The organism is Nocardiopsis metallicus, from assembly GCF_014201115.1.
In the GTDB taxonomy this organism is placed as follows: Bacteria; Actinomycetota; Actinomycetes; order Streptosporangiales; family Streptosporangiaceae; genus Nocardiopsis; species Nocardiopsis metallicus.
In genome coordinates, this window is the sequence record NZ_JACHDO010000001.1 from 1,737,162 (window position 1) to 1,758,765 (window position 21,604).

Here is a 21,604-nt window from a genome sequence, read left to right on the forward strand (position 1 = left end):
GCGCCCGGCCCCGTCCCCCGGTGGCGCCACACCGGGGGACGGCCACGTTCGGCCACGGGCGGCCACGGAGCGGGTTCGGTCGCGAGGATGGAGGCATGGCCTCGAGCGCACCACACCCCTCCGCCCCGTCCCATCACCCCTTCTCCCCCTCCTCTTCCCGCGCCTCCTCCCGGGTCCGCCGACTGGTCGGACACTGGGTACACGGCTGGGCCCTGACCCGGGGCGTACCCGCCCCGGTCCGGGTTCCGCACGGACACCGGCTCGACGTGGGGGTGCCCGGCCACCGCGTCCGGCACGTGATGCCCGATGCCCGCCGCATAGCCGAGCTCTCCCGCGCCCTTTCCGCCCCGGACAGCTGGCTCAAGGTCTGCGGGCCGCGCGAGGAGACCCTCGCGGCCCTGGACCCGCGCTGGCGGGTCGGAGACCCCGAGTACCTCATGTGCGCGGAACTCTCACCCGTTCCGGTGCCGGTCCCGGAGCCCTACGTCTACCGGCTCAACCGCGGCGGCGCCCACCACCGGGGCCGGGCGCTGACCACCGAGGGCGCCACGGCGGCCAGCGCGCTGATGTCGACCCACGAGGGCTCGGCGGTCTTCGACAAGGTGGTCACCGAACCAGAGCACCGTCGGCACGGCCTGGCCGGGGCGGTCATGAACGCCCTGGGCCGCACCGCCCGGGCCCAGGGCGTGTACACCGGGCTGCTGGTGGCCACCGAGGAGGGTCGCGGCCTGTACGAACACCTGGGCTGGGAGGTGGTCTGCGAGGTCACCCCGGCCCACCTGAGCCGCTAAACCCGTGGCCCTGGGCTGAACCATGTGCCAGGATGCCCGTCATGCAGGCGAACGAGGTGCGCGAGACACCCTCTGGCGGGGGCACCGTCCTGGTGAGCGGGGCGACGGGCGGGATCGGCACGGCGCTGGTGGAGGCTCTGATCCGGAAGGGGCGACCGGTGGTGGCCCTGGGCCGTGACGCCGACCGCCTCGCCGAGCTCTCCGATGAGCAACCGCTGGTGCGCCCGCTGCGCGTCGACCTGCGTCACCCCGAGTCCCTCGCCGAGTCGGTGGCCGGTCTCCCGGAACTGGCGGAACTGGACGCGTTCGTGCACTGCGCCGGGGTCTCCCCGGTCGTCTCGGTCGCGGAATCCCCGGTGGAGCTGTGGCGGGAGGTGCTGGCGGTCAACCTGGTCTCGGCCGCCGAACTCACCCGCCTGATGCTGCCCGCCCTGCGCGCCAGTGGGGGGCACGTGGTACTGGTCAACGCCTCCCCCGGCCTACACGCGGTACCGCGGTGGTCGGCCTTCGCCGCGAGCAAGGCCGGGCTGAGCGAGCTGGCGGGATCCCTACGGCAGGAGGAGGGGCCGAACGGGGTCAGGGTGACCAGCGTCCACCCCGGCGGGACCGCCACCGAACTGCTACGCGAGGTCCGCGGTGCGTTCGGCCGCGACTACGACCCCGCGGAGTGCATCCAACCCGCCACCCTGGCCCGGGCCGTCGTCGATGCCCTGGACCTGCCGCGCGACGCCCAGATCACCGAACTCCACCTGCGCCCGAGTCCCTGACCAGGCAGTCACCGGAGCACGGACGCGGTGGGCGCATAAGCGGACACGCTTGCCCCTCCCGGCGATGAGGGGTTCGGAAGCTACGGGCACTCCCAGACGGGGTTGAGGGACGCCCCGCCCCTGCCGAGCTGGCTCCCCACGGGCTGCCCGCTGACCGAGTCTCCTCCGCTGCCGAACACGCCCTATTCGTCGACCAGGCAGAACTCGTTGCCCTCGGGGTCGGCCAGCACCACCAGATCGGGACGCCGGGTCACCACCCAAGCTCCCAAGGACAGCAGCCGCTCCAGCTCCGCACCGTCCCCGACCAGGTCGACGTGCATCCGGTTCTTGACCGCCTTGGATTCGGGAACCTTCTGGAAGAAGAAGGACGGGCTCCCCGGCGGGCCCTCCACCATCACCTGGGGATCGTCCTCGGGGTCGAACACCCCCATCGAGCGCAGCCGGGCCAGCTCCTCCGCGGGATAGGGCGCCACGGCGTAACCGTCCATGGCCGCGGCCCAGAACCTGGCCAGCGAGGCGGGGTGGTGACAGTCGATGACGATGTCACGGAAACGGGCCATACACATCAGTTTAGGCCCCGGAACACCCGTCGAACCGTGTGTCGGGTGGTCCCGTTCGGCTCACGGGCGCCTCCCGTGGGAAACTCTCCCATGACCAGCGAACACATCGCAACGCCGGAGAGGACCCCCTTGGCAGGCCTGCTGAAATGGCGCGGAGGCATCGATGTCCTCCTGGTCATCGGCCTTGGAGGGGCGATCGGCGGGAGCGCGCGCTACGCCTTCCTGGCCGTGCTCCCCCACCGTGGTTCGGAGTTCCCCTGGGCGACCTTTCTGGAGAACGTGGCAGGCTCGTTCCTCATGGGCGCTCTGGTCGTACTCCTCATGGAGGTGGCCCGCCCGCACCGTCTGATCCGCCCCTTCCTGGGGGTCGGAGTCCTGGGCGGCTTCACCACCTTCTCCACCTACGCCGTGGACGTGGTGTCCCTGACCGAGGCCGGTTCCCCCGGTACGGCCCTGGCCTACCTGACCACCACCCTGCTCGGCGCCCTGCTCGCCGTCTGGGCGGGCATGGCCACCACCCGGGGCCTGGCAGAACACCGAAGGTCGAGGTCTACGCGAGAGTCAAAGGAGAAGCAGTGACGAGCCTGTCCGGACCGGGGCTGCGTCTGACCGTCTACGTCGGCGACAGCGACACCTGGCACCGCAGACCCCTGTCCACCGAGATCGTGCACCGCGCCCACGCGGCAGGGCTCGCCGGTGCCAGCGTGTTCCGGGGCATGGAGGGATACGGCGCCTCCAACCACATCCACACCACCCGGATGCTGTCGCTCTCGGAGGACCTGCCCGTGGCGGTGGTCATCATCGACACCCCCGAACGGATCCGCGCCTTCCTGCCCCAGATCGACGAACTCGTCACCGAAGGGCTGATCACCCTCGACGAGGTGGAGGTCATCCGGTACACGGGCCGGGGAGCCGACAGTTGAGCACAACCGTGCTGGCGGTGGCCGGCGGCGCGGCGTTGGGTGCCGTGAGCCGCTACCTGATCGACCAGTTGATCCAGTCCCGCGGCGAGTCCGTCCTGCCATGGGGAACCTTCACGGTGAACATGACCGGTTCCCTGCTCTTCGGATTCGTGCTGGCCGCCTCGGCGTCGGACGCCATCCCCAGCCTGGCGGTGGCCGCCCTGGGCACCGGCTTCTGCGGGTCGCTGACCACCTTCAGCACCCTGAGCTACGAGACGCTGCGCCTGGCCGAGTCCGGCGCCCGCGTCTACGCCGTGCTCAACATCGCCATGACGGTCCTGGGCGGGATCATCCTGGCGACGCTGGGCTGGGTACTGGCGCTGGCGCTGTGGCCGCTCGGCTGACCGACCGCCCCCAGGCCCCTGAACAGCCTGGCGGCGCGGGTCAGGTCACCTCGGCCGGGGCTGACCGTGCCCCCGCTCTCGGACCGTGCCGACCCGCGCCCCTGCCCTCGCCTACCCTGAACCGCATGTCCTCGCTGACGCCGCTGATCACCCGGCTGGACCGGTTCAACCAGCGCCACCCCTGGAGCCACAACGATCTCTACGCACCGTGGGTGGTGCGCCGGGTCACGGCCAGCGGGGCACGCGAGGTCCTGGACGTGGGATGCGGCACGGGAAACCTGCTCGCCCGCCTGCACCGCCGGGTGGATTGGGCCGAAGGGCTGGAGCCCGACCCCGGCACCGCCGCCCTGGCACAGGCCCGCTTCGCCCGCACCCCCGGGGTCACCATCAACCCTGTGGGCTTCGCGGACCGCGCCCCGCACCGGCGCTGGGACGCCATCACCCTGGTCGCCGTCCTACACCACCTCCCCCTGGAACCGACCCTGCGCGAGCTGCGCGCCAGCCTGAACCCCGGCGGGCGACTTGTGGTCGTGGGCTGTCACCGCGACGAAGGACCGGCCGACCAACTGGCCGGTCTGGTCTCACTCCTGCTCAACCCGCTCATCGGCCTGGTCAAACACCCCGTCCCGGCCGCCGAACCGCCGCCGCACATGCGCGCGCCCACCGCGGAACCACCGGAGACCCTCGCCCGGATCCGCGCGGCAGCCGATCGGGAACTACCCGGCGCACGCGTGCGCAGACGCCTGTTCTGGCGCCACACCCTGGTCTACGACCACCCGGCCTGACCCCCGTTTCTTGCCGTTCCCGCAACAAAATTTGCCGCTACCCCCACGGTCGGGGCACCTTGGTGGCGGAGCGGGCCGACCTGTCCCGTTCGCCCCACCACCGAGGAGACCCGCCATGGACGCACAGTTCTGGGACGACAGGTACGGCGGTCAGCCCCAGCTCTTCAGCGGCAACCCCAACGGCGTCCTGCTCACGGAGCTGACCGAACTACCGCCCGGACAGGCCCTCGACGTGGGCTGCGGCGAGGGCGCGGACGCCCTGTGGCTGGCCCGACGGGGCTGGATGGTCACCGCGGTCGACATCTCCCAGGTCGCACTGAAGCGCGCGGCCGCGGCCGGAGCGGACGTCGAGGGGCGGGTGTCGTGGAAGCGCGGCGACCTGACCACCGCGCCGCCCCCGGCCAACGCCTTCGACCTGGTCTCGGTCCACTACTTCCCGCTTTCCCGGCAGGACGACCACCTCGCACTGCGCGGCCTGCTCTGCGCCGTGGCCCCGGGCGGCACCCTCCTGTTCGTCGGACACGACATCACCGGCCTGCCCGAACGCCTGGACGACGGCCACGTACCCGCCGACTACTACCAGCCCGCCGAGATCGCCGAACTCCTGGACGCGGACTGGACCGTCACCGTCAACGAGACCCGTCCCCGGGTCGTCCCTCCGCCTCCGGGTTCGCACCACACCCATGACACCGTCCTCAGGGCCCGGCGCACACGCTGACCGGGACCCGTCCGACCGCTCGGGGTGGTGGCCCGGCGGCTGCCGGAGTAACGTGGAAGCTGGCGCGGTCCCGCGCCCAACCTCCGGCCCCGGCGCCCACGCCGTCGGCTCAGTGGAGGCAAAGGGGGCCCTGGAGTTCTCGGGACGCCGGTCTGACGTGTGCAGCCCTTCCGGCGGGGCGATGGGAGCGTGGGTTTCGTCGCGGACCGCCGAGGAGCCGTCATGACCAGCAACAAGTCCTTCAAGAGCAGCGTGCGCGCCCGTATGGACAAGACCGGCGAGAGCTACACCGCCGCCCGCGCCCACCTGATCACCGACCCCGAACCGGCACCGGCTGCCCCCGCCGACCAGCCCACGGGCACCGGCGCCGCCACCATCCGCGAACGCGTCTCCGACCCCAAACTCGCCGAGGCCACCGGCCGCGACTACCACACGTGGTTCGCGCTGCTGGACGCCTGGGAGGCCACCACCCGCACACACACCGAGATCGCCGCGTGGCTGGTCAAAGAGCACGACGTGAACGGCTGGTGGGCCCAGACCGTCACCGTCGCCTACGAGCAGGAGCGCGGTCTGCGGGTGCCGGGCCAGAAGAAGGACGGCTTCGCCGCCAGCGCCAGCAAAACCGTGAACGTCCCGGTGGAGCGGCTGTTCGCGGCCTTCGCCGACCCCGGCCTGCGCTTGCGCTGGCTGCCGGTGGAGGCTTCCGAGCGCACGGCCAAGCCGGGCAAGCGGTTCACCGCCGACCTGCCCGAGGACACCCGTATCGCCGCCACCTTCCAGACCAAGGGCGAGGCCAAGTCGATGGTCGGCATCGAGCACACCCGCATCGGCTCCGCCGAGCGTGCAAGCGAGTGGAAGAGCGACTGGCGCACCTGGCTGACCGACCTCAAGAAGCTCCTGGAGAGCTAGGGATCCGGGCGGTACCCGGGCCGCCCGCTGCCCGCCCGAGGGGTTTCTTCGGGCCGCGGGGGAGCACCCGGCCTAGACCCAGACGTAGTTGTCATCGGTGACCGCGGCCAGAGCGGCGTCGGCGACCACCGCGTGCGGGTCGGGCAGGGCGGCCAGTGCCGATCCGATCAGCGGGAAGAGCGGAAGGTCCGCGGCCCGGCGGTGGTCCACCCACTCGACGATGCCGACCTCGTGGCCGCCGCCGGGCTGTTCGTCGTACTCCTCCACCGCCAGCTCCTGACGAACCTCAGGCGTCACGTGCAGGCGGTAGATGAGGTGCAGCTTGCGCGGCGGCGGGGTCGGCCCGGGGCGGCTGACCCGCTGGTCCACCACCCACAGCAGCTCCGGTGCGCTGGCCGGGTCCGGGTACAGGTTCAGTTCCTCGGCCAGTTCGCGCCGCAGGGCGCCCTCCAAGTCCTCGCCTGGTTCGACGTTGCCGCCGGGCGGCGTGTAGTGGAACGAGCCGGGCCGGTCGCGGCGGATCAGGGCGACCTCGCCGCCGCAGAACACCAGAGCCCCGACCCGGATCTTGATCCGGGAGAACGGTGCGGGTCCGGCAGCGGAGGGCGTGGCGGGAGTCGTCATGAAGGCCAGTATCGTGATCGGCCCCCGGGTCGGGGTCGAACCGGGGGCCGTTGCCGGGATCAGTCCAGGACGGCGTAGGCCTCGACCTCGACGAGCACGTCGGGCTCGAAGAGGTAGCTCACCCCGATGGCCGACAAGGGGGGCAGCGGCTGCGGGATGCCGAGTTCGTCCGCGACGTTCTCGATCCCCCGCATGAACTCGCCCAGCTTCTTCTCGCTGGTGTCGGGGCCCCAGTCGGTGAGGAAGAACCGCAGGCGCACGACATCGGCGAAGGTCGCCCCGGCTCCGGCCAGGCCGCGCGCGGCGTTGCGCAGGACCTGTTCGACCTGACCGGTGAGGTCACCGGTGGCGACGGGCCCGTCGGCGCCGTCACGGGCGATCTGTCCGGCCACGTGCACCTGGCGGCTGCCGGTACCGATCGAGACGTGGTGGTAGGGCACGGGCTGGAACATGCCCTCGGGGGTCAGCAGTTGCACGGTCATGGGAAGTCCCTCCATTGGCACCGGGTAGGTATCCCATATCTACTTGGTACCTGAAGGGAACCTCAACGAGACTAGGTATCATGCCGGAAACCACCCCGCCCCAGCCCACGACCCAGATCACCGCGCAGCACCGCGAACTCCTCGACCAGGTGCTCGACAAGTGGTCGCTTCAAGTCCTGGACCGCCTGTGCGAAAGCCCTTCGCGCTTCAACGAGCTGCGCCGGGCGATCCCGGTCATCACCCAGAAGTCGCTCACCGCGACCCTGCGGCGCCTGGAGCGCAACGGGATGGTCGACCGGGTCGTCGTGAACACGCGCCCCCTGGCCGTGGAGTACCGCATCTCCGCGCTGGGCAAGACACTCCAGGACCTCATCGACGCGCTCCTGGGATGGACTACGGCCACCATGCCCGAGGTCGAGCGGGCCCGCGAGCGCTTCGACGAACACGCCTGACCCGGCCGCACGGCTCAGCACCAGCTCAGAGCATGCGGTACATGATGTGCAGTCCCACGTATCCGTGCTCGGGGTGGCGGAACCCCTCCTGGAGGGTGCCCGCCACCCCGAAGCCCAGTGACTCGTACAGCCGCACCGCGCGGGTGTTGGTCTCCACCACCGCGTTGAACTGCATGGCCCGGTAGCCCTGATCCCGTGCCCACTCCAGCGAGTACTCGCACAGGGCCCGCCCCACCCCCTGCCCGGAGCGGGCGGGGTCGACCATGTAGCTGGCTGAGGCGATGTGCGCGGCGTTGCCCATGTGGTTGCGGTTCATCTTGGCGGTACCCAGTACCGTCCCGGCCTCGTCCACCGCGACCACCGTCCGGTCGGGCGCGGCCAGCAGCCACCCGTCGTGCGCCTGCTTCTCGTCCATGTCCGCCGGGTAGGTGAAGGTGTCCCCCGCCGTCACGATCGGACGGAAGAAGGACCAGATCTGTGCCCAGTCCGAGGCTTCGGCTTCTCTGATCAGCATCCGGACAGCCTGTCAGAAGGCCTCGGACGCGCGCCTGTCATTATTCGGGGGCACCCGCTGCCAGCATCAGTCCAGGTTGAGCCAGATGGCCACGGCGTCCCGGGTGCCCTGGTTGGAGATGCGGTGCGGGGTGGTGGAGGGGTAGGTGATGGAGTCGCCGGGGTGGAGTTCGTAGGTGTCGAAGCCGACGTCCACGGTGAGCACCCCGCTGACGACGTTGCCGATCTCGTGGCCCTGGTGCCTTACGTATTCGGCGTTCTGGCTGGAGTAGGCGCCGGGCGGGTACACGGACTCGAAGTAGTTCATCCCCGGGACCGGGCCCGGGGTCAGGCGGCGGTAGCGCACGCCGTGGCCGAGCTCGAGAGTGGCGGCCTCGGCCCTGCGGGTGACGGAGACGCTGCCCACACCCGAGGCGGGTGCCGGTTCCCAACGCGGCTCGGGCGTCTGCCCCATGGGAGTGGTGTAGGCGTCGGGCGCGGCCGGCTGGTTCGTCTCGGAGCCGAACGCCGTGGCCATGGGCACGTTCAGCTCGCCCATGATCTGGTACAGCCGCGTGACCGAGGGCCGCATCTTGCCGCGTTCGATCTGGGACAGCGCGCTGGCGCTGATGTCCAGGCGTCCGGCCAGCTCCCGCAGGGACAGGCCGCGTGCGGTGCGCAGTTCGCGGATGCGCTCGCCGAACCTCTGCTCGTCGAACCGTGGGGGCGCGGGGTTCTCGGTGTAGTCAGCCATGACGCTGTTAAGTATAGATGCCGATCGCGTGAAGCCATTGCTTTAAGGGTTTTGAAGTAATAGCTTCACATGTGCGCGAGGTCACTCTCGCGCGGCACCGGAAGGACCCCATGCGCATCCTGATCGTCAATGTCAACACCTCGACGGCCATCACCCGCGCCCTGGCCGAACAGGCCCGCACCGTCGCCCGCACCGGAACCGAGATCGAAGCGCTCACCCCGCGTTTCGGACCCGCCTCGGTCGAGGGCAACTTCGAGAGCCACCTGGCGGCCGTAGCCGTCATGGACCGCGTCATGACCTACGACCGCCCCTACGACGCCGTCATCCAGGCGGGCTTCGGCGACCACGGCAAAGAAGGGCTCCAGGAGCTCTGCCCGACCCCCGTCATCGACATCACCGAGGCCGCGGCGCACACCGCCTGCCTCCTCGGCCACCGCTACTCGGTGGTCACCAGCCTGGACCGTACCGTGCCCATGATCAGGGACCGCCTCACCCTGGCCGGGCTGCGCACCCGATGCGCCTCGGTGCGCGCCAGCGGCCTGGGCGTCCTGGAACTGGAGAGCGACCCCACCGCAGCGGCGGAGGCCGTCGCCCGCCAGGCCAGACTCGCAGTCGAACAGGACGGCGCCGAGGTCGTCGTACTCGGCTGCGGCGGCATGGCCGGGATGGAGCTGACCCCAGAGGACACCGCCGGAGCCCCGGTCGTGGACGGTCTCACCAGCGCCGTCGCCCTGGCCGAGTCCCTGGTCGGACTCGGCCTGACCACCAGCAAGGTCCGCACCTTCGCCACACCGCGTCCCAAACCCGTCACCCACTGGCCGCTGAGCCCCGGACTCGAAGCACGGAGCCCCCGCAGAGCGCCCGCCACCACCGAAACCCGCCCCTGACCCGTACTCTCCCGGAGGAGCACAGGCCCATGGATGCCTCCACCCCCCGACGCGGCAGCTCGTCACCGCCCGCCAACCACCTGCTCGAAGAGTCGATCCTGCCCACCTGGCTCAACCAGCGCCCCATCTCCCTGCTGGGCTTCGTCTGGATCTGGGTGGGGCTGGCCATCGTCATCGTGACCTTCCAGTACGGTGCCAACGGCGTGGAGGGAGGCCTCTCCCTGCCCACGGTGATGCTCATCGTGCTCGCCGCCACCATGACCCTTTCCGTGATCATGACCCTGACCGCGGACATCGGCACCGAACACGGCCTGTCCTTCGCGGTGTTCCTGCGCGCCCCGTTCGGCACCGTGGGCACCCACGTCCCCTCGGTCTCCCGCGGGATCGTGGCCGCCTGCTGGTTCGGCATCCAGACCTACCTCGGAGCACTGGCCATCAACGGCCTGGTCGAGTACTGGACCGGGTTCGCCTCCTGGCCCCTGTGGTACGCGTTGTTCCTGGTGGTGCAGATCGTCAACGTCGCCCTGGGCATCAAGGCGATCGAGCGCCTGGCCTCCGTCGCGGCCCCGTGCATCCTGGCCGTCTCGCTCTGGATGTACTACACCCTGGACGGCATCGCGGACCTGGAGGGCTCCAACATCTGGACCTTCGCCTCCGGCGGCGACCTGTCCCTGGTGGCGTTCTTCCTGATCAACATGGTGGTCTGGGCGCCGCTGGCCGTGGACATCCCGAGTATCACCCGCTTCATCCGCACTGTGCCCGGGGAGCGCCGCTTCCTACGCCGCAACCGCAACGTCCTGGTCGCCCAGTTCGTGGCCCTGCCCCTGATGCAGGCCTGGATCTCCTTCATCGGCGCGGTGTCCTTCATCGTCACCGGCGACTGGAACCCCATCGACGTCATCCAGGGCCAGAGCACCGGCTTCGTGCTCGGGATCCTGCTGGTGATGATCATCCTCGCGCAGTGGTCCACCAACACAGCCGCCAACGTGGTGCCCGCCGCGCTCAACTTCGTCAACGCCGCCGCGCCCCACCTGTCCTACCGCTCGGGCGTGGTGCTGGCCGGAGTCGTGGGCACCGCCGTCATGCCCTGGCTGCTGCAGGACAACCTGTTCACGTTCCTGAGCTACTACGGCGGCTTCATCGCGGCCATCGCCGGAATCATGGTCTGCGACTACTACGTGCTGCGCCGCCGCCGACTGAACGTGCCCGCGCTGTACGACCCGCAGGGCCAGTACCGGTACGCGAGCGGGTTCAACCCGGCCGCGCTGATCGCCTGGTTCGGCGCCTCGGGCGCGGCCCTGTGGCAGCCCGACTACGCCTACGTCATCGGCTTCCCGGTCGCCTTCGCGGCCTACCTGCTACTGATGCGCACCTGGATCCTGCGCCGCCACCCCCAAGCCGAGATCGACGACCCCGGAGACACCTACCTGGCCACCAGCGTGGGCCGCAGCTGGGTCTACGACGCCGAAACGCGCACCTTCAGCCGCCGCACTGTGGACGAGCTGCCCGGCAAGGGCGACCGCGCCGACATCTGACCCCCGACCCGACCCTTCCCGAGCCCTGCGTGAGGACCCCATGAGCAGCACTCCGCGATCCCGACCCGCGCCCAGCGGCGAACCCGCACACGAGGCGACCCGCACCGACGAGCTGACCGTCCACTCCCCCGACCCCTCCCTGTACAACGACGACCTCGCCCCCGTCCCCGCGAAGAAGCGCAGTTGGGGCGCGTTCGAGATCTTCAACGTGTGGACCAACGACATCCAGAGCCTGTTCGGCTACACCCTGGCCGCCACGCTCTTCATCTCCTACGGGCTCAACGGCTGGGCGGTCTTCGCCGGGATCGTCCTGGCCGGACTCATCGTGATGTTCCTGTGCGACCTCGTGGGCCGGCCGAGCGTGCGCTACGGCATCCCCTACGCCGTCATGGCACGGGCCAGCATGGGCGTGCACGGCACCCAGTTCCCCACACTCATCCGCGGCGTCACCGCCATGTTCTGGTACGGGGCGCAGACCTACTTCGCCTCCACGGCCGTGGCCCTGCTCATCACCGCCCTGTTCGGCCCCGGACCCGAGGGGGCCGGGAGTGTAAAGGTAGGGGTGTAACTCCAAGGGGGTAGGAGTGCACCATGAGTGACAAGACGCAGGTCAAGGCCGATACTGGCAGGTCGGACGAAGAGTTCGTCCAGGAACTGAAGACCAAGGCCGAGGCCGAGGGCATCGAGCTGGTCGGCGAGAACGGGCTACTGGCCCGCCTGACCAAGACCGCCCTGGAGAACGTCCTGGCCGCCGAGATGGACACCCACCTGGGCTACGCCAAGCACGAACGCTCCACCGAGCCCGGCGGCAACACCCGCAACGGCACCCGGTCCAAGACCCTGACCACCGAGGCCGGACCCGTCGAGCTCGACGTGCCCCGCGACCGCGACGGCTCCTTCGAGCCCCAGATCGTCCGCAAGCGCCAGAGGCGGTTGAACGGGGTCAACGGCATCGTCCTCTCACTCTCAGCCCGCGGCCTGACCCACGGCGAGATCTGCGCCCACCTGGCCGAGGTCTACGACGCCAACGTGTCCAAGCAGACCATCTCCAACATCACCGAGGCGGCCATGGAGCGCATGGCCGAGTGGCAGAACCGGCCCCTGGACCAGGTCTACCCGGTGCTGTTCGTGGACGCCATCAACGTCAAGATCCGCGATGGCCAGGTCGCCAACCGGCCCATCTACGTCGTGCTCGGCGTCACGGCCGAGGGTGAGCGCGACATCCTCGGTCTGTGGGCCGGCGATGGGAACGAGGGCGCCAAGTACTGGGCGCACGTGTTCACCGAACTCAAGAACCGTGGTGTGGCCGACGTGCTCATGCTCGTGGCCGACGGGATCAAGGGCATGAGCGAGGCGGTGGAGTCGGTGTGGCCGCGCACGGTGGTGCAGACCTGCATCGTGCACCTGCTGCGCAACAGCTTCCGCTACGCCTCCCGGGCCGACTGGGAGAAGGTCGCCAAGGCGCTCAAGCCCGTCTACACCGCCGCCACCGAGGAGGCCGCTCTGGAGCGGTTCTCCGAGTTCTGCTCCGAGTGGGGGGACAAGTACCCGGCGATCGTGCGGTTGTGGGAGAACGCCTGGGCGGAGATGGTGCCGTTCCTGGCCTTCGATGTGGAGATCCGCAAGATCATCTGCACCACGAACGCGATCGAGTCGATCAACGCCCGGATCCGCCGCGCGGTCAAGGCTCGGGGGCACTTCCCCAACGAGCAGGCCGCGCTCAAGTGCGTCTACATGGCGTTGATGGCTCTGGATCCGAAGGGGACCGGGCGGGCCAAGTGGAGCGCGCGCTGGAAGAAGGCGCTGAACGCGTTCGATCTGACCTTTGATGGCCGGTTGACCGCGACACGCCGCTGACCAAGAACAACAGTTACACCCTTAACTTGACACACCCAGGGGGCCTTCCTCGGACTGTCAGTGGTGGGCTGGATCTCCTACGCCATCGTCGCCACCATCCAGTTGGCGCTGTTCAGCCTGGGCATCAAATGGATCGGTGTCTTCCTGAACTGGGCCGGACCGGCCGTGTACGCGGTCATGATCGCGATGATGACCGCCCTGTGGGTGATGGCCGGCAGCGACCTGTTCTCCGAGTTGGGAACGGTGTTCGCCGGGGGCGGGGACTACCCGGGCGGCTCCCTGGCGGCCTTCTCCGCGGTCGTGGGCACGATGGTCGCCTACTTCGCGGCGGTGGTCGTCAACTACGGTGACTTCTCCCGGTTCGCCCGCTCCGAGCGGTCCATGCGCCGGGGCAACCTGTGGGGTCTGCCGGTCAGCCTGGCCGTGTTCTCCTTCCTCACCCTGGTCATCACCGCGGGAAGCTCGGTGCTGTACGGGGAGGCGCTGACCAACCCGGCCGACATCGTCGCGCGCGTGGACAACATCTGGCTGACCGTCGTGGCGGCGCTGACCTTCTTCCTCGCCACCGTGGGCATCAACCTGGTCGCCAACTTCATCCCGCCCGCCTACGGGCTGGCCAACCTGGCCCCCTCGGTCATCAGCGCCCGCACTGGGGGGCTCATCACCGCGGCCGTCGGCTTCGTCGTGGGCGCCCTGTGGGTCGCCTACATCGACAACATCGGTATCGCCTCCTTCGTCGACACCCTCGGTGCGGTCCTGGCCCCGCTCTACGGCATCATCGTCGCCGACCACTACCTGCTGCGACGCCAGCGCCTGAACCTGGACGCCCTGTACTCGGCCGCGCCCGGCTCCGAGTACTACTTCACCAAGGGCTGGAACCTGCGTGCGCTGTCCGCCTTCTGCCTGGCCTCGGTCTTCTCGGTGACCGCGGTGTGGCTGCCCGCGCTGCAGGCCTGGTCCGGGTTCGTGTGGATCTTCGGAGCGCTGCTGGGCGGTGCCCTGCACTACACCATCGCCCGCGCCCGCAAGGCCGTGCCCGCGGCCTCCTGACCCGGGTCGCGGTCCGCACTCGCGAAAACGGACGGGCCCGCCTTCCGGAGACTTCTCCGGAAGGCGGGCCCCCTTCGCCCTACGCGTTGGTCCTGGCGCCTGACTCCTACAGCCCCAGGTAGGTGCGCAGGTGGCGGGCGGTCAGGGTCTGGCCCCGCTCCACCAGTTCGGCCGGGGTGCCCTCGAAGACCACCCGGCCGCCGTCGTGTCCGGCGCCCGGGCCCAGGTCGATCAGGTGGTCGGCGTGGGCCATGACCGCCTGGTGGTGCTCGATCACCACCACCGTGTTACCGTCCCGCACCAGCCGGTCCAGCAGCGCCAGCAGCCGGTCCACGTCGGCCAGGTGCAGGCCGGTGGTGGGCTCGTCCAGCACGTACACCGCGCCCTTCTTGGCCATGGAGATGGCCAGCTTCAGGCGCTGGCGCTCACCGCCGGACAGAGTCGTCAGCGGCTGGCCCAGCCCCAGGTAGCCCAGGCCGACGTCGTACATCCGGTCCAGGATGGTGCGGGCCTGGCCGGAGGTGAAGAAGTCGCGCGCCTCCACCATGGACATGGCCAGGACCTGGCTGATGTCCTTGCCGCGCAGCTTGTGTTCGAGCACCTCGGTCTTGAACCGGCGCCCCTCGCACTGCTCGCAGGTGGAGGCGACCCCGGCCATCATGGCCAGGTCGGTGTAGATCACCCCGGCGCCCTTGCACTCGGGGCACGCCCCCTCGGAGTTCGCGCTGAACAGGGAGGGCTTCACCTTGTTGGCACGGGCGAAGGCGGTGCGGACCGGGTCCAGCAGCCCGGTGTAGGTGGCCGGGTTGGAGCGGCGCGAACCCCGGATGGCGGACTGGTCGACGACCACGACGCCCTCGCGGCCGGGCAGCGCCCCGTGGATGAGCGAGCTCTTGCCTGAACCCGCCACCCCGGTGACCACGGTCAGCACGCCCAGGGGGATGTCCACGGACACGTCCTGGAGGTTGTGGGTGCTGGCCCCGCGGATGGGGATGGTCCCGCTGGGGGTGCGCACGCTCTCCCGCAGCCGGGCCCGGTGGTCCAGGTGGTCGCCGGTGAGGGTGCCCGAGGCGCGCAGCCCGGCCACGTCGCCGGTGTAGGTGACGGTGCCCCCGGTGGGTCCGGCGCCCGGGCCCAAGTCCACGACGTGGTCGGCGATGGCGATGGTCTCGGGCTTGTGCTCGACCACCAGCACGGTGTTGCCCTTGTCGCGCAGGCTGAGCAGGAGGTTGTTCATCCGCTCGATGTCGTGCGGGTGCAGGCCTACCGTGGGCTCGTCGAAGACGTAGGTGACGTCGCTGAGGCTGGAGCCCAGGTGACGCACCATCTTGACCCGCTGGGCCTCACCGCCGGACAGCGTGCCCGACTCCCGGTCCAGGCTGAGGTAGCCCAGCCCCACCTCCACCAGCGATTCCAGGGTGTGGCCGAGGGTGTCCACGAGCGGTTTGACGGCCGCTTCGTCGATCTCGCGGACGAACTCGGCCAGATCGCTGATCTGCATGGAGGCGCACTCGGTGATGGTGCGCCCGTTGACCTTGACCTCCCGGGCGGCGGCGTTGAGCCTGGTGCCCGCGCACTCGGGGCAGACCGAGAAGACCACGGCCCGGTCCACGAAGGCGCGGATGGCGGACTGCATCTTCTCGCGGTCCTTGGCCAGGTAGGTCCGCTTGATCTTGGGGACCAGGCCCTCGTAGGTCAGGTTGCTGGTGCCGACCTTGACCTTGGTGATCGGCTTGTGCAGGAAGTCCTGCCACTCCTGGTCGGTGTAGTCGCGCAGCTTCTTGTCCGCGTCCAGCAGCCCCGAGTTCGCGAAGATCTGCCAGTACCAGCTGTCCACCGCGAACCCGGGGACGGTGATGGCGCCCTCGTTCAGGGACAGGTCGCGGTCGTAGAGCTCTGCGAGGTCGACCTGGTTGGTGCGGCCCAGGCCCTCGCACTCGGGGCACATGCCCTCGGAGTTGTTGAAGCTGAAGGCGCTGGAGGGCTCCAGGCGCGGGGTGCCCGCCCGGCTGTAGACGATGCGCAGCATGGCGTGGGCGTCGGTGGCGGTGCCGACCGTGGAGCGCGAGTTGGCGCCCATGCGCTCCTGGTCCACGATGATCGCCGCGCTGAGGTTGCGCAGCGAGTCCACGTCGGGGCGGCCCACGCTGGGCATGAAGGACTGCAGGAAAGCCGTATAGGTCTCGTTGATGAGCCGCTGGGACTCGGCGGCGATCGTACCGAAGACCAGCGAGGACTTACCGGAGCCGGACAGCCCGGTGAAGACGCTCAGCCTCCGCTTGGGGATGTCGACGGAGACGTTGTCGAGGTTGTTCTCCCTGGCCCCGCGGACCTGGATGGTGTCGTGGGTGTCCGCCGTGGTGGTGGATTCGGAAGACAAGCTGCTCCTCAGGGTCCGAAGAAATCCTTATGCGGTAAACTAACAGCCAGCGAACATTAGTTTATTCCGTAAGGAGATGCAAGTGGTGATCTACGCCGGGCAGGGTGACCCGCGCCGCTCCATGGCCCTGCTGTGGCGCGACGGCGAAGCGGCCGAACGCACCGGACCCGGCCCCAAATCGCAGCTGAGCGTGGACCTGGTCGTGGAGACCGCCATCGGGGTCGCCGACACCGAGGGCATGCAGGCCCTGTCCATGCGCGCCGTGGGCGAACGCCTGGGCCGTACCGCCATGTCCCTGTACACCTACGTGGCCAGCAAGAACGAACTCATCGACCTCATGTACGACCACGCCCTCGCCGAACTGGTCCGCGAGTGGGAGGAACCGTCGCCCCACACCCCGAGCCTAGAGACCGCCACCGACAAGACCGGATGGCGCGAACAGGTCCTGGCCCAGGCCGGCGACCTGTGGCGCTTCTACCTGCGCCACCCCTGGCACCTGGAGATCTCCCAGGCCCGCCCGGTGCTGGGCCCCAACGAGTACCGGCTCTACGAGTCCCTGGCCACGGTGCTGCACCGCGCCGGACTACCGCCCAAGGCCATCAGCGGCGCCTACGGCAGCATCCTCAACCTGCTCCGCGGCATGGTCCGCACCGCCGCCGAGGCCCGCCAGTCCGAAACCGTCACCGGAGTGCCCGAGGACGAGTGGTGGTACGCCCGCTCCGCCCAGCTGGAGGAGGCCGCCGACGACTTCGCCGAGCGCTTTCCCACCCTGACCCTGATGTCCGCGAGCGGAGCCTTCGACAACACCGACCCCGAGCAGCCCTACCTCGAACGGGAGGCCTGGGAGTCCTTCCAGTTCGGCCTCGACGCCCTGCTGGACGGCGTGCAGCACCGCATCGACACCGCAGCAGCGGGCGGGTGAACGGAGCGCGCGGACGAATAAGCCCTGGGCCCGGGGAAGACCCGCGTGCCAGACTGACCGCCATGGGAAAGATCCACGACTCCATCGAACCCCGACTGGAACGGTTCCTCCTGGACCAACCGGTGTTCTTCGTCGGCACCGCGCCCCTGGATGCCGACGGCCACGTCAACGTCTCCCCCAAGGGCATGGGCGGCACTTTCGCCGTCCTGGACCCGCACCGCGTGGCCTACCTCGACTACACCGGATCGGGCACCGAGACCATCGCCCACCTACGCGAGAACGGCCGCGTCGTGCTGATGTTCTGCGCCTTCGAGGGGCCGCCCAACATCGTCCGCCTGCACAGTCGCGGCCGCGCCGTCCTGCCCGCCGACCCCGAGTTCGCCGAACTGCGCGCACACTTCACCAAGGAGCGCACCCTCGGCCAGCGCTCGGTGATCGTCGTGGACGTCCAACGGATCTCGGACTCCTGCGGGTGGTCCGTGCCTCTGATGGACCTGCGTGGTGACCGCGACATCCTGGACCGCGCCCAGGAGCGCCGCGACCCGCAGTACTTCGACGACTACTGGCGCGAACGCAACGCCGCCAGCATCGACGGACTCCCCGGGGTCCCGGGATGAGCGCCTTCGCCAGGAAGATCCCTAGGGAGGGGCTCCTGGGGCCGGGCCGAGTCAGATCCAGCCCAGCAGGTACAGCAGCAGCAAGGTCACAGCTGCCGAGACCAGCAGGGACGTCACACAGCCCCAGCGGCTGTTGTAGAAGAAGAACACGGGCACCTCCTCCCGAAGGCCGGACGGCGAACCGGCATGGATATTCTGCCTCGCATGCCCCGTCCCTCTCCACTCCCCTGCGTACTGCTGGCCCTTTCCGTCCTGACCGCCACCGCCTGCTCGGTGCTTCCCGAGGACGCTCCCGCCGCTGGCCCCCGCCCCGATTCGGGGGTCATTTACCTGGAGGAGCACGGATACTCCCCCACCAGCTCCGAGATCAGCCCCGACGAAGCACAGCTGTGCTTGCCGGGCGAAGGAATCGAAGGAGCGGACGGGATGGAAGATCCGAGCGGTGACGACCCCGCCGCCAACGACCGGACCGAATGCGAGTCCGGCGGTGAACTGCGCTGGTCGCTTCCGCTGGAAGGCGACTACTTCTTCATGGGCTACTCCATGCTGTCCCACCCGGCGACCGGCACCGTGCCCACCGACGACAGCCGGAGCAGAACCGGAGACTTCCACGCGGTGGCCACCCCCGCCGGACTCCTGTACGCCGAGAACACCCTGCTGCGCATGGTGGATCCCGCCACCGGTGAGTTGCTGTGGACCAAGGACCTCCACGAGGAGGCCGCCTCAGGGGAACCCGAGGAACGCGAGCGGATCGGTTTCCTCGGAACCGGCCTGCGCTCGGCCAGCGCCACCGAAGACCACCTGATCCTGCACTTCGAGGGCGGTCTCATCCGGCTGACCCAGGACGGCGACTTCCTGGACAGCGTTCTGCTGCTCGACTGCCAGGGGGACCTGGAGTACGCCTCAGATCAGGAGGTCGTCCTCGGAAACTGCGGAAACAACTCCTCCAGCATCTTCCGCTTCGACACCGGTGAGCGGACCACCGGCAACCGGCGGGCCTTCGACGAGGACCTCACCGAAGCGCCGCTCACCAGCAGCCTCCACCGCGGCCTCCTCGACGTGGAGGCCGTGGACGAGGGCCCCTTCACCGCCCTGGCGACCGACTACCACCGTGGCCCGCCCGGCCTGGGCACCATCCCGTTGGTCTCCGTCCCGGTCGAGGAAGCGGACGAGCAGGACAACGGCATCGCCATCGCGGTCGCCTGTGTGCCCGACGGGATGGGTGAGGCCAGCCCGGAACAGCCCTCCCCCGGCGTGCCCTGCGAGGGTGCCCGCCTGTACGCGGTCAACCACTAGCGCACACTCACATACGGCACCCCCGAGGAGCGCGAAAACCTCTCCGGGGCGGCCATGGGCGCCATGTATCAGCGTTCGCAATCGAGGCCAGGCCCGCCCCCCCGGCACGCCGGCTCTCGGAAGGCTGCCGGGCGGGTTCCTGGAACGACGCGGTCCGGCCGGGTTCAGCCCGCGCAGTGGGCCTGCTCGCAGCGTGCGACCTCCACCGTGCCGTCCTCGCGCCCGCCGGGATTCCGGTACCAGGCCAGGTGAGGACGGTCCCGCTCATCCAGTTCCAGCGCCACCCACCCGGGGCGTACCGGGATGTTGTCCACCACGGACCGCTCGTACTCCGCGCATTCCGCGTCCGCGCACGCCAGGTAGACCAGCTCCCGTGAGGCCACGTCATGGGTCGCGATCTGCGGCAGCCCGGCCGAATCCAGGGCCAAGGCGGGCGGGGTTCGTTCCCAGGAGGGGCCGAACAACTCGATCGTCGTGAAGTCCGAGCACGCGCCATCGCCGCAGTCCACCAACTGCACCGATCCGTCCGTACGGTCCAGGTACACCACCACCGGGGTCCTGTCCGGGCGCACCTCCACCGAAGCGCCTATGTGCGTGTTCGCGCTGGACTGCCCGAGGCTCTCAATCGTGCTGGCGGCGGAGGCGGCGACCAGCTCAGTCTCGGTAACCTGATCGCATCCGGGTAGTTCGCAGCTGTACAGGGTCACAGCCCCGTTCGCAGGCTCGCTGACGGTGACGCTGACCCGATCTCCCTCGGAGGAGATCGCCGCGTCCACCAGTCCCGGGTAGTTCCGGCTCAGAGCACCGGGATCCTGGCGCCGGGCGAGCTCGCGGTCATTCAGCTGGTGGGACCCCAACACGTCCAGCACCGCGGAGAAGGGTTCGGAGCACCCCTGCGTCAGGCATCCGTACAGGGTCAGGTGCGCATCGTCGGAGCTGGTGGAGACGGGCAGGGTGGCGACCACCAGTGTGTGCTCGCCGCTGACCGTTCCCCAGAGCTCGGTCTCCCCCTGCCAGGTGCGCTCGGTGGACTCGAACTCCGGCTGCTCCCGCAGGTTCCACCTTCCCTCCGGCTCGGCAGCCGCCTCCAACTCCCAGGGGCCGCCGAGAGCACAGGGCATCGTCTCGACACACACGTTCTCCAGCACCACCGAACCGTCGGCGTAACCTTCGTCCCCACGCGTGTCCGGCAGGGAAGCGGTGACGACCGCGTTGCCCGACACCCCGACGGCGATCGGGTCCGGTGTCGTCGGTCCTCCCTCCGAGCTGGTCCACCTGGCACCGTCAGCGATGTCCGCGCACCTGTTGTCCTCGCAGAGGAACAGGCTCTCCCCGACGACGGCGTAGGCCCCGTCCTTCGGTAGGTGGAAGGTCTGCGGCAAGGCACCGAGCCTGAAGTTGGTCGACTCCCGTTCCATGGTCGGACCCTGCCCGCGATCGTCCGGTTGCGCCTGGGCGTACACACCGGCGGGCAGGATCACACAGGCCACGAGCACCCCGGCCGTGCTGCCCCACACCTTCGGTGTCACCAGGGGTTCGGGGACGGGAAAACTGGTCCGGGTACGCAAGGCGGCGAAGGTGAACCCGACCAACGCCGAGGCCAGTGCCAGCAGGGCGGTCAGGGAGCCGAACAGCACCCACGGAAGGGAGAGCGCGTGGTTCAGCATGAGTACCGGAGGCAACGCGCCCAGCGGTGCGAGCAGGACCCAGCCCACAGACTCCCATCCGGTGAGCAGCCCTGCCTGACGCAAGCGGGACCAGCTCTGGCTTCCCCACACCGTCCCCTCGCCCACATGCGCGAACACGCTCGGGTACCAGAGCGGTGCCAGGTAGGCCAGGAACACCGTGCCCAGGAAGTAGCGCCAGAACCCGGGGACGTCCTCGAACACCGTCAGCAACGCGCGGTCGGCTCCATACAGCACCGTGCCGGTCAGCGCGGCAGCGCCCAGCGTCAGGGGCAGCCCTTGCAGCGACCTCGTCAACGCCGGGCCGATCCGCGGCACACGCCCCATGGTCGCGTCCGTAAGAAGCCGAGCGGCCGTTCCCCAGGAAAGAGCCACGGTCATCGCAAGGCCCAGGCCCACCGCCCAGAACACCCATGCGGGAACCAGCTCGCCGAGCGGCGTGAACAGCCACGGCTCACCGTCGATGAACACACCGTTGTCGGCGACGAATCCCGGCGCCACCAGCGCGGCGATCAGCGCCCAGGGCAGTAGGGGAACCGCGAAGATCGCGAGAACCAGCACGTACACACTCGGGTGTGGCAGCGAGGGCAACCCTGGGTCGGGGGTCAGATCACGCTGCGCCAGCGGAGGCTTCGGGGGTCGCTCGGGTTCCGATCGCTCTGCCATGTCACGCTTTCCACCCCGAGTGCCGTCCGGTCGGGATGACCCTAGCGAGAGCGTTCAGACAGCCCCTAC

Annotated in this window: 22 protein-coding genes and 2 pseudogenes; 17 read left to right on the plus strand and 7 right to left on the minus strand. The window is 69.5% G+C overall.

Going from position 1 to position 21,604, the window contains the following annotated elements:
• The first annotated feature begins 95 nt into the window (after nucleotides 1–95).
• Together HNR07_RS07315 and HNR07_RS07320 are read left to right on the plus strand one after the other, a co-directional pair.
• On the plus strand, nucleotides 96–791 hold the full coding sequence (locus HNR07_RS07315; protein WP_184363610.1) for a GNAT family N-acetyltransferase: 696 nt from the start codon (nucleotides 96–98) through the stop codon (nucleotides 789–791).
• 41 nt (nucleotides 792–832) lie between these two features.
• Nucleotides 833–1,558, plus strand: coding sequence for an SDR family oxidoreductase (locus tag HNR07_RS07320; protein WP_184363612.1), 726 nt, complete (start codon nucleotides 833–835; stop codon nucleotides 1,556–1,558).
• Between the two features lie 182 nt (nucleotides 1,559–1,740).
• Here the strand turns inward: HNR07_RS07320 and HNR07_RS07325 are convergent, their stop codons facing one another.
• On the minus strand, nucleotides 1,741–2,118 hold the full coding sequence (locus HNR07_RS07325; RefSeq protein ID WP_184363614.1) for a VOC family protein: 378 nt from the start codon (nucleotides 2,116–2,118) through the stop codon (nucleotides 1,741–1,743).
• Nucleotides 2,119–2,208: 90 nt separating this feature from the next.
• On the opposite strand from HNR07_RS07325, the gene HNR07_RS07330 reads away from it, so the two are divergent.
• The 6 genes from HNR07_RS07330 to HNR07_RS07355 all read left to right on the plus strand — a co-directional run bounded on the left by HNR07_RS07330 (nucleotide 2,209) and on the right by HNR07_RS07355 (nucleotide 5,836).
• Nucleotides 2,209–2,697 carry a fluoride efflux transporter FluC gene (locus HNR07_RS07330; protein ID WP_184363617.1) on the plus strand — a complete coding sequence of 163 codons (489 nt, stop codon included), beginning with the start codon at nucleotides 2,209–2,211 and terminating at the stop codon, nucleotides 2,695–2,697.
• On the plus strand, nucleotides 2,694–3,041 hold the full coding sequence (locus tag HNR07_RS07335; RefSeq protein ID WP_184363619.1) for a DUF190 domain-containing protein: 348 nt from the start codon (nucleotides 2,694–2,696) through the stop codon (nucleotides 3,039–3,041). The genes HNR07_RS07330 and HNR07_RS07335 overlap by 4 nt, the downstream gene beginning before the upstream one ends.
• Nucleotides 3,038–3,424, plus strand: coding sequence for a fluoride efflux transporter CrcB (gene crcB, locus HNR07_RS07340; protein WP_184363621.1), 387 nt, complete (start codon nucleotides 3,038–3,040; stop codon nucleotides 3,422–3,424). The genes HNR07_RS07335 and crcB overlap by 4 nt, the downstream gene beginning before the upstream one ends.
• A 125-nt stretch (nucleotides 3,425–3,549) precedes the next feature.
• Complete coding sequence (locus HNR07_RS07345; protein ID WP_184363624.1) at nucleotides 3,550–4,209, plus strand: class I SAM-dependent methyltransferase; 660 nt, start codon at nucleotides 3,550–3,552, stop codon at nucleotides 4,207–4,209.
• Nucleotides 4,210–4,324: 115 nt separating this feature from the next.
• Nucleotides 4,325–4,927, plus strand: coding sequence for a class I SAM-dependent methyltransferase (locus HNR07_RS07350; protein WP_184363627.1), 603 nt, complete (start codon nucleotides 4,325–4,327; stop codon nucleotides 4,925–4,927).
• 222 nt (nucleotides 4,928–5,149) lie between these two features.
• A complete protein-coding gene (locus HNR07_RS07355; RefSeq protein WP_184363630.1) occupies nucleotides 5,150–5,836 on the plus strand; it encodes a hypothetical protein in 687 nt (228 codons plus the stop codon).
• A 72-nt stretch (nucleotides 5,837–5,908) separates the two neighbouring features.
• On the opposite strand, the gene HNR07_RS07360 is transcribed toward HNR07_RS07355, so the two are convergent.
• Both HNR07_RS07360 and HNR07_RS07365 read right to left on the minus strand, forming a co-directional pair.
• On the minus strand, nucleotides 5,909–6,460 hold the full coding sequence (locus HNR07_RS07360) for an NUDIX hydrolase (protein WP_184363633.1): 552 nt from the start codon (nucleotides 6,458–6,460) through the stop codon (nucleotides 5,909–5,911).
• Nucleotides 6,461–6,519: 59 nt separating this feature from the next.
• Complete coding sequence (locus HNR07_RS07365) at nucleotides 6,520–6,942, minus strand: RidA family protein (protein WP_184363636.1); 423 nt, start codon at nucleotides 6,940–6,942, stop codon at nucleotides 6,520–6,522.
• Between the two features lie 80 nt (nucleotides 6,943–7,022).
• Here HNR07_RS07365 and HNR07_RS07370 point away from each other — a divergent pair, with 80 nt between their 5' ends.
• A complete protein-coding gene (locus HNR07_RS07370) occupies nucleotides 7,023–7,394 on the plus strand; it encodes a winged helix-turn-helix transcriptional regulator (protein WP_184363640.1) in 372 nt (123 codons plus the stop codon).
• 25 nt (nucleotides 7,395–7,419) lie between these two features.
• On the opposite strand, the gene HNR07_RS07375 is transcribed toward HNR07_RS07370, so the two are convergent.
• Entirely contained in the window at nucleotides 7,420–7,908 is a 489-nt protein-coding gene (locus HNR07_RS07375; RefSeq protein ID WP_184363643.1) for a GNAT family N-acetyltransferase, read from the minus strand.
• A gap of 66 nt (nucleotides 7,909–7,974) precedes the next feature.
• Complete coding sequence (locus HNR07_RS07380) at nucleotides 7,975–8,640, minus strand: helix-turn-helix domain-containing protein (RefSeq protein ID WP_184363646.1); 666 nt, start codon at nucleotides 8,638–8,640, stop codon at nucleotides 7,975–7,977.
• 110 nt (nucleotides 8,641–8,750) lie between these two features.
• Here HNR07_RS07380 and HNR07_RS07385 point away from each other — a divergent pair, with 110 nt between their 5' ends.
• From HNR07_RS07385 to HNR07_RS07405, 5 genes and pseudogenes are all read left to right on the plus strand, one after another.
• On the plus strand, nucleotides 8,751–9,527 hold the full coding sequence (locus HNR07_RS07385; RefSeq protein ID WP_184363649.1) for an aspartate/glutamate racemase family protein: 777 nt from the start codon (nucleotides 8,751–8,753) through the stop codon (nucleotides 9,525–9,527).
• A gap of 29 nt (nucleotides 9,528–9,556) precedes the next feature.
• Nucleotides 9,557–11,062, plus strand: coding sequence for an NCS1 family transporter (locus HNR07_RS07390; protein ID WP_184363652.1), 1,506 nt, complete (start codon nucleotides 9,557–9,559; stop codon nucleotides 11,060–11,062).
• Nucleotides 11,063–11,102: 40 nt separating this feature from the next.
• Nucleotides 11,103–11,603 (plus strand): annotated as a pseudogene (locus HNR07_RS07395) (cytosine permease); the annotation flags it as partial.
• 50 nt (nucleotides 11,604–11,653) lie between these two features.
• Nucleotides 11,654–12,919 carry an IS256 family transposase gene (locus tag HNR07_RS07400; RefSeq protein ID WP_184363271.1) on the plus strand — a complete coding sequence of 422 codons (1,266 nt, stop codon included), beginning with the start codon at nucleotides 11,654–11,656 and terminating at the stop codon, nucleotides 12,917–12,919.
• A gap of 36 nt (nucleotides 12,920–12,955) precedes the next feature.
• A pseudogene (locus tag HNR07_RS07405) lies at nucleotides 12,956–13,969 on the plus strand (cytosine permease); the annotation flags it as partial.
• A gap of 106 nt (nucleotides 13,970–14,075) precedes the next feature.
• Here HNR07_RS07405 and HNR07_RS07410 read toward each other — a convergent pair.
• Nucleotides 14,076–16,349: an ATP-binding cassette domain-containing protein gene (locus tag HNR07_RS07410; protein WP_184363656.1), complete on the minus strand. Its 2,274-nt coding sequence runs from the start codon at nucleotides 16,347–16,349 to the stop codon at nucleotides 14,076–14,078.
• An 82-nt stretch (nucleotides 16,350–16,431) separates the two neighbouring features.
• On the opposite strand from HNR07_RS07410, the gene HNR07_RS07415 reads away from it, so the two are divergent.
• The 3 genes from HNR07_RS07415 to HNR07_RS07425 all read left to right on the plus strand — a co-directional run bounded on the left by HNR07_RS07415 (nucleotide 16,432) and on the right by HNR07_RS07425 (nucleotide 19,184).
• A complete protein-coding gene (locus HNR07_RS07415; protein WP_184363659.1) occupies nucleotides 16,432–17,271 on the plus strand; it encodes a TetR/AcrR family transcriptional regulator in 840 nt (279 codons plus the stop codon).
• A 62-nt stretch (nucleotides 17,272–17,333) separates the two neighbouring features.
• On the plus strand, nucleotides 17,334–17,888 hold the full coding sequence (locus HNR07_RS07420) for a pyridoxamine 5'-phosphate oxidase family protein (protein ID WP_184363662.1): 555 nt from the start codon (nucleotides 17,334–17,336) through the stop codon (nucleotides 17,886–17,888).
• A 204-nt stretch (nucleotides 17,889–18,092) separates the two neighbouring features.
• Nucleotides 18,093–19,184, plus strand: coding sequence for a hypothetical protein (locus HNR07_RS07425; protein ID WP_184363665.1), 1,092 nt, complete (start codon nucleotides 18,093–18,095; stop codon nucleotides 19,182–19,184).
• A gap of 164 nt (nucleotides 19,185–19,348) precedes the next feature.
• Here the strand turns inward: HNR07_RS07425 and HNR07_RS07430 are convergent, their stop codons facing one another.
• Nucleotides 19,349–21,535 (minus strand): hypothetical protein, encoded by a 2,187-nt coding sequence (locus HNR07_RS07430; RefSeq protein WP_184363668.1) that lies wholly within the window; start codon nucleotides 21,533–21,535, stop codon nucleotides 19,349–19,351.
• Nucleotides 21,536–21,604: the final 69 nt, after the last annotated feature.

Excerpts from the sequence above, each read along its gene's own strand:
- HNR07_RS07365 (WP_184363636.1), bottom strand. The coding sequence starts at position 6,942 with ATGACCGTGCAACTGCTGACCCCCGAGGGCATGTTCCAGCCCGTGCCC.
- HNR07_RS07330 (WP_184363617.1), top strand. The coding sequence starts at position 2,209 with ATGACCAGCGAACACATCGCAACGCCGGAGAGGACCCCCTTGGCAGGC.
- HNR07_RS07370 (WP_184363640.1), top strand. The coding sequence starts at position 7,023 with ATGCCGGAAACCACCCCGCCCCAGCCCACGACCCAGATCACCGCGCAG.
- HNR07_RS07400 (WP_184363271.1), top strand. The coding sequence starts at position 11,654 with ATGAGTGACAAGACGCAGGTCAAGGCCGATACTGGCAGGTCGGACGAA.
- HNR07_RS07315 (WP_184363610.1), top strand. The coding sequence starts at position 96 with ATGGCCTCGAGCGCACCACACCCCTCCGCCCCGTCCCATCACCCCTTC.
- HNR07_RS07350 (WP_184363627.1), top strand. The coding sequence starts at position 4,325 with ATGGACGCACAGTTCTGGGACGACAGGTACGGCGGTCAGCCCCAGCTC.
- HNR07_RS07355 (WP_184363630.1), top strand. The coding sequence starts at position 5,150 with ATGACCAGCAACAAGTCCTTCAAGAGCAGCGTGCGCGCCCGTATGGAC.
- HNR07_RS07380 (WP_184363646.1), bottom strand. The coding sequence starts at position 8,640 with ATGGCTGACTACACCGAGAACCCCGCGCCCCCACGGTTCGACGAGCAG.
- HNR07_RS07375 (WP_184363643.1), bottom strand. The coding sequence starts at position 7,908 with ATGCTGATCAGAGAAGCCGAAGCCTCGGACTGGGCACAGATCTGGTCC.
- HNR07_RS07345 (WP_184363624.1), top strand. The coding sequence starts at position 3,550 with ATGTCCTCGCTGACGCCGCTGATCACCCGGCTGGACCGGTTCAACCAG.
- HNR07_RS07420 (WP_184363662.1), top strand. The coding sequence starts at position 17,334 with ATGGGAAAGATCCACGACTCCATCGAACCCCGACTGGAACGGTTCCTC.
- HNR07_RS07430 (WP_184363668.1), bottom strand. The coding sequence starts at position 21,535 with ATGGCAGAGCGATCGGAACCCGAGCGACCCCCGAAGCCTCCGCTGGCG.
- HNR07_RS07360 (WP_184363633.1), bottom strand. The coding sequence starts at position 6,460 with ATGACGACTCCCGCCACGCCCTCCGCTGCCGGACCCGCACCGTTCTCC.
- HNR07_RS07390 (WP_184363652.1), top strand. The coding sequence starts at position 9,557 with ATGGATGCCTCCACCCCCCGACGCGGCAGCTCGTCACCGCCCGCCAAC.
- HNR07_RS07320 (WP_184363612.1), top strand. The coding sequence starts at position 833 with ATGCAGGCGAACGAGGTGCGCGAGACACCCTCTGGCGGGGGCACCGTC.
- HNR07_RS07425 (WP_184363665.1), top strand. The coding sequence starts at position 18,093 with ATGCCCCGTCCCTCTCCACTCCCCTGCGTACTGCTGGCCCTTTCCGTC.
- HNR07_RS07385 (WP_184363649.1), top strand. The coding sequence starts at position 8,751 with ATGCGCATCCTGATCGTCAATGTCAACACCTCGACGGCCATCACCCGC.
- HNR07_RS07325 (WP_184363614.1), bottom strand. The coding sequence starts at position 2,118 with ATGGCCCGTTTCCGTGACATCGTCATCGACTGTCACCACCCCGCCTCG.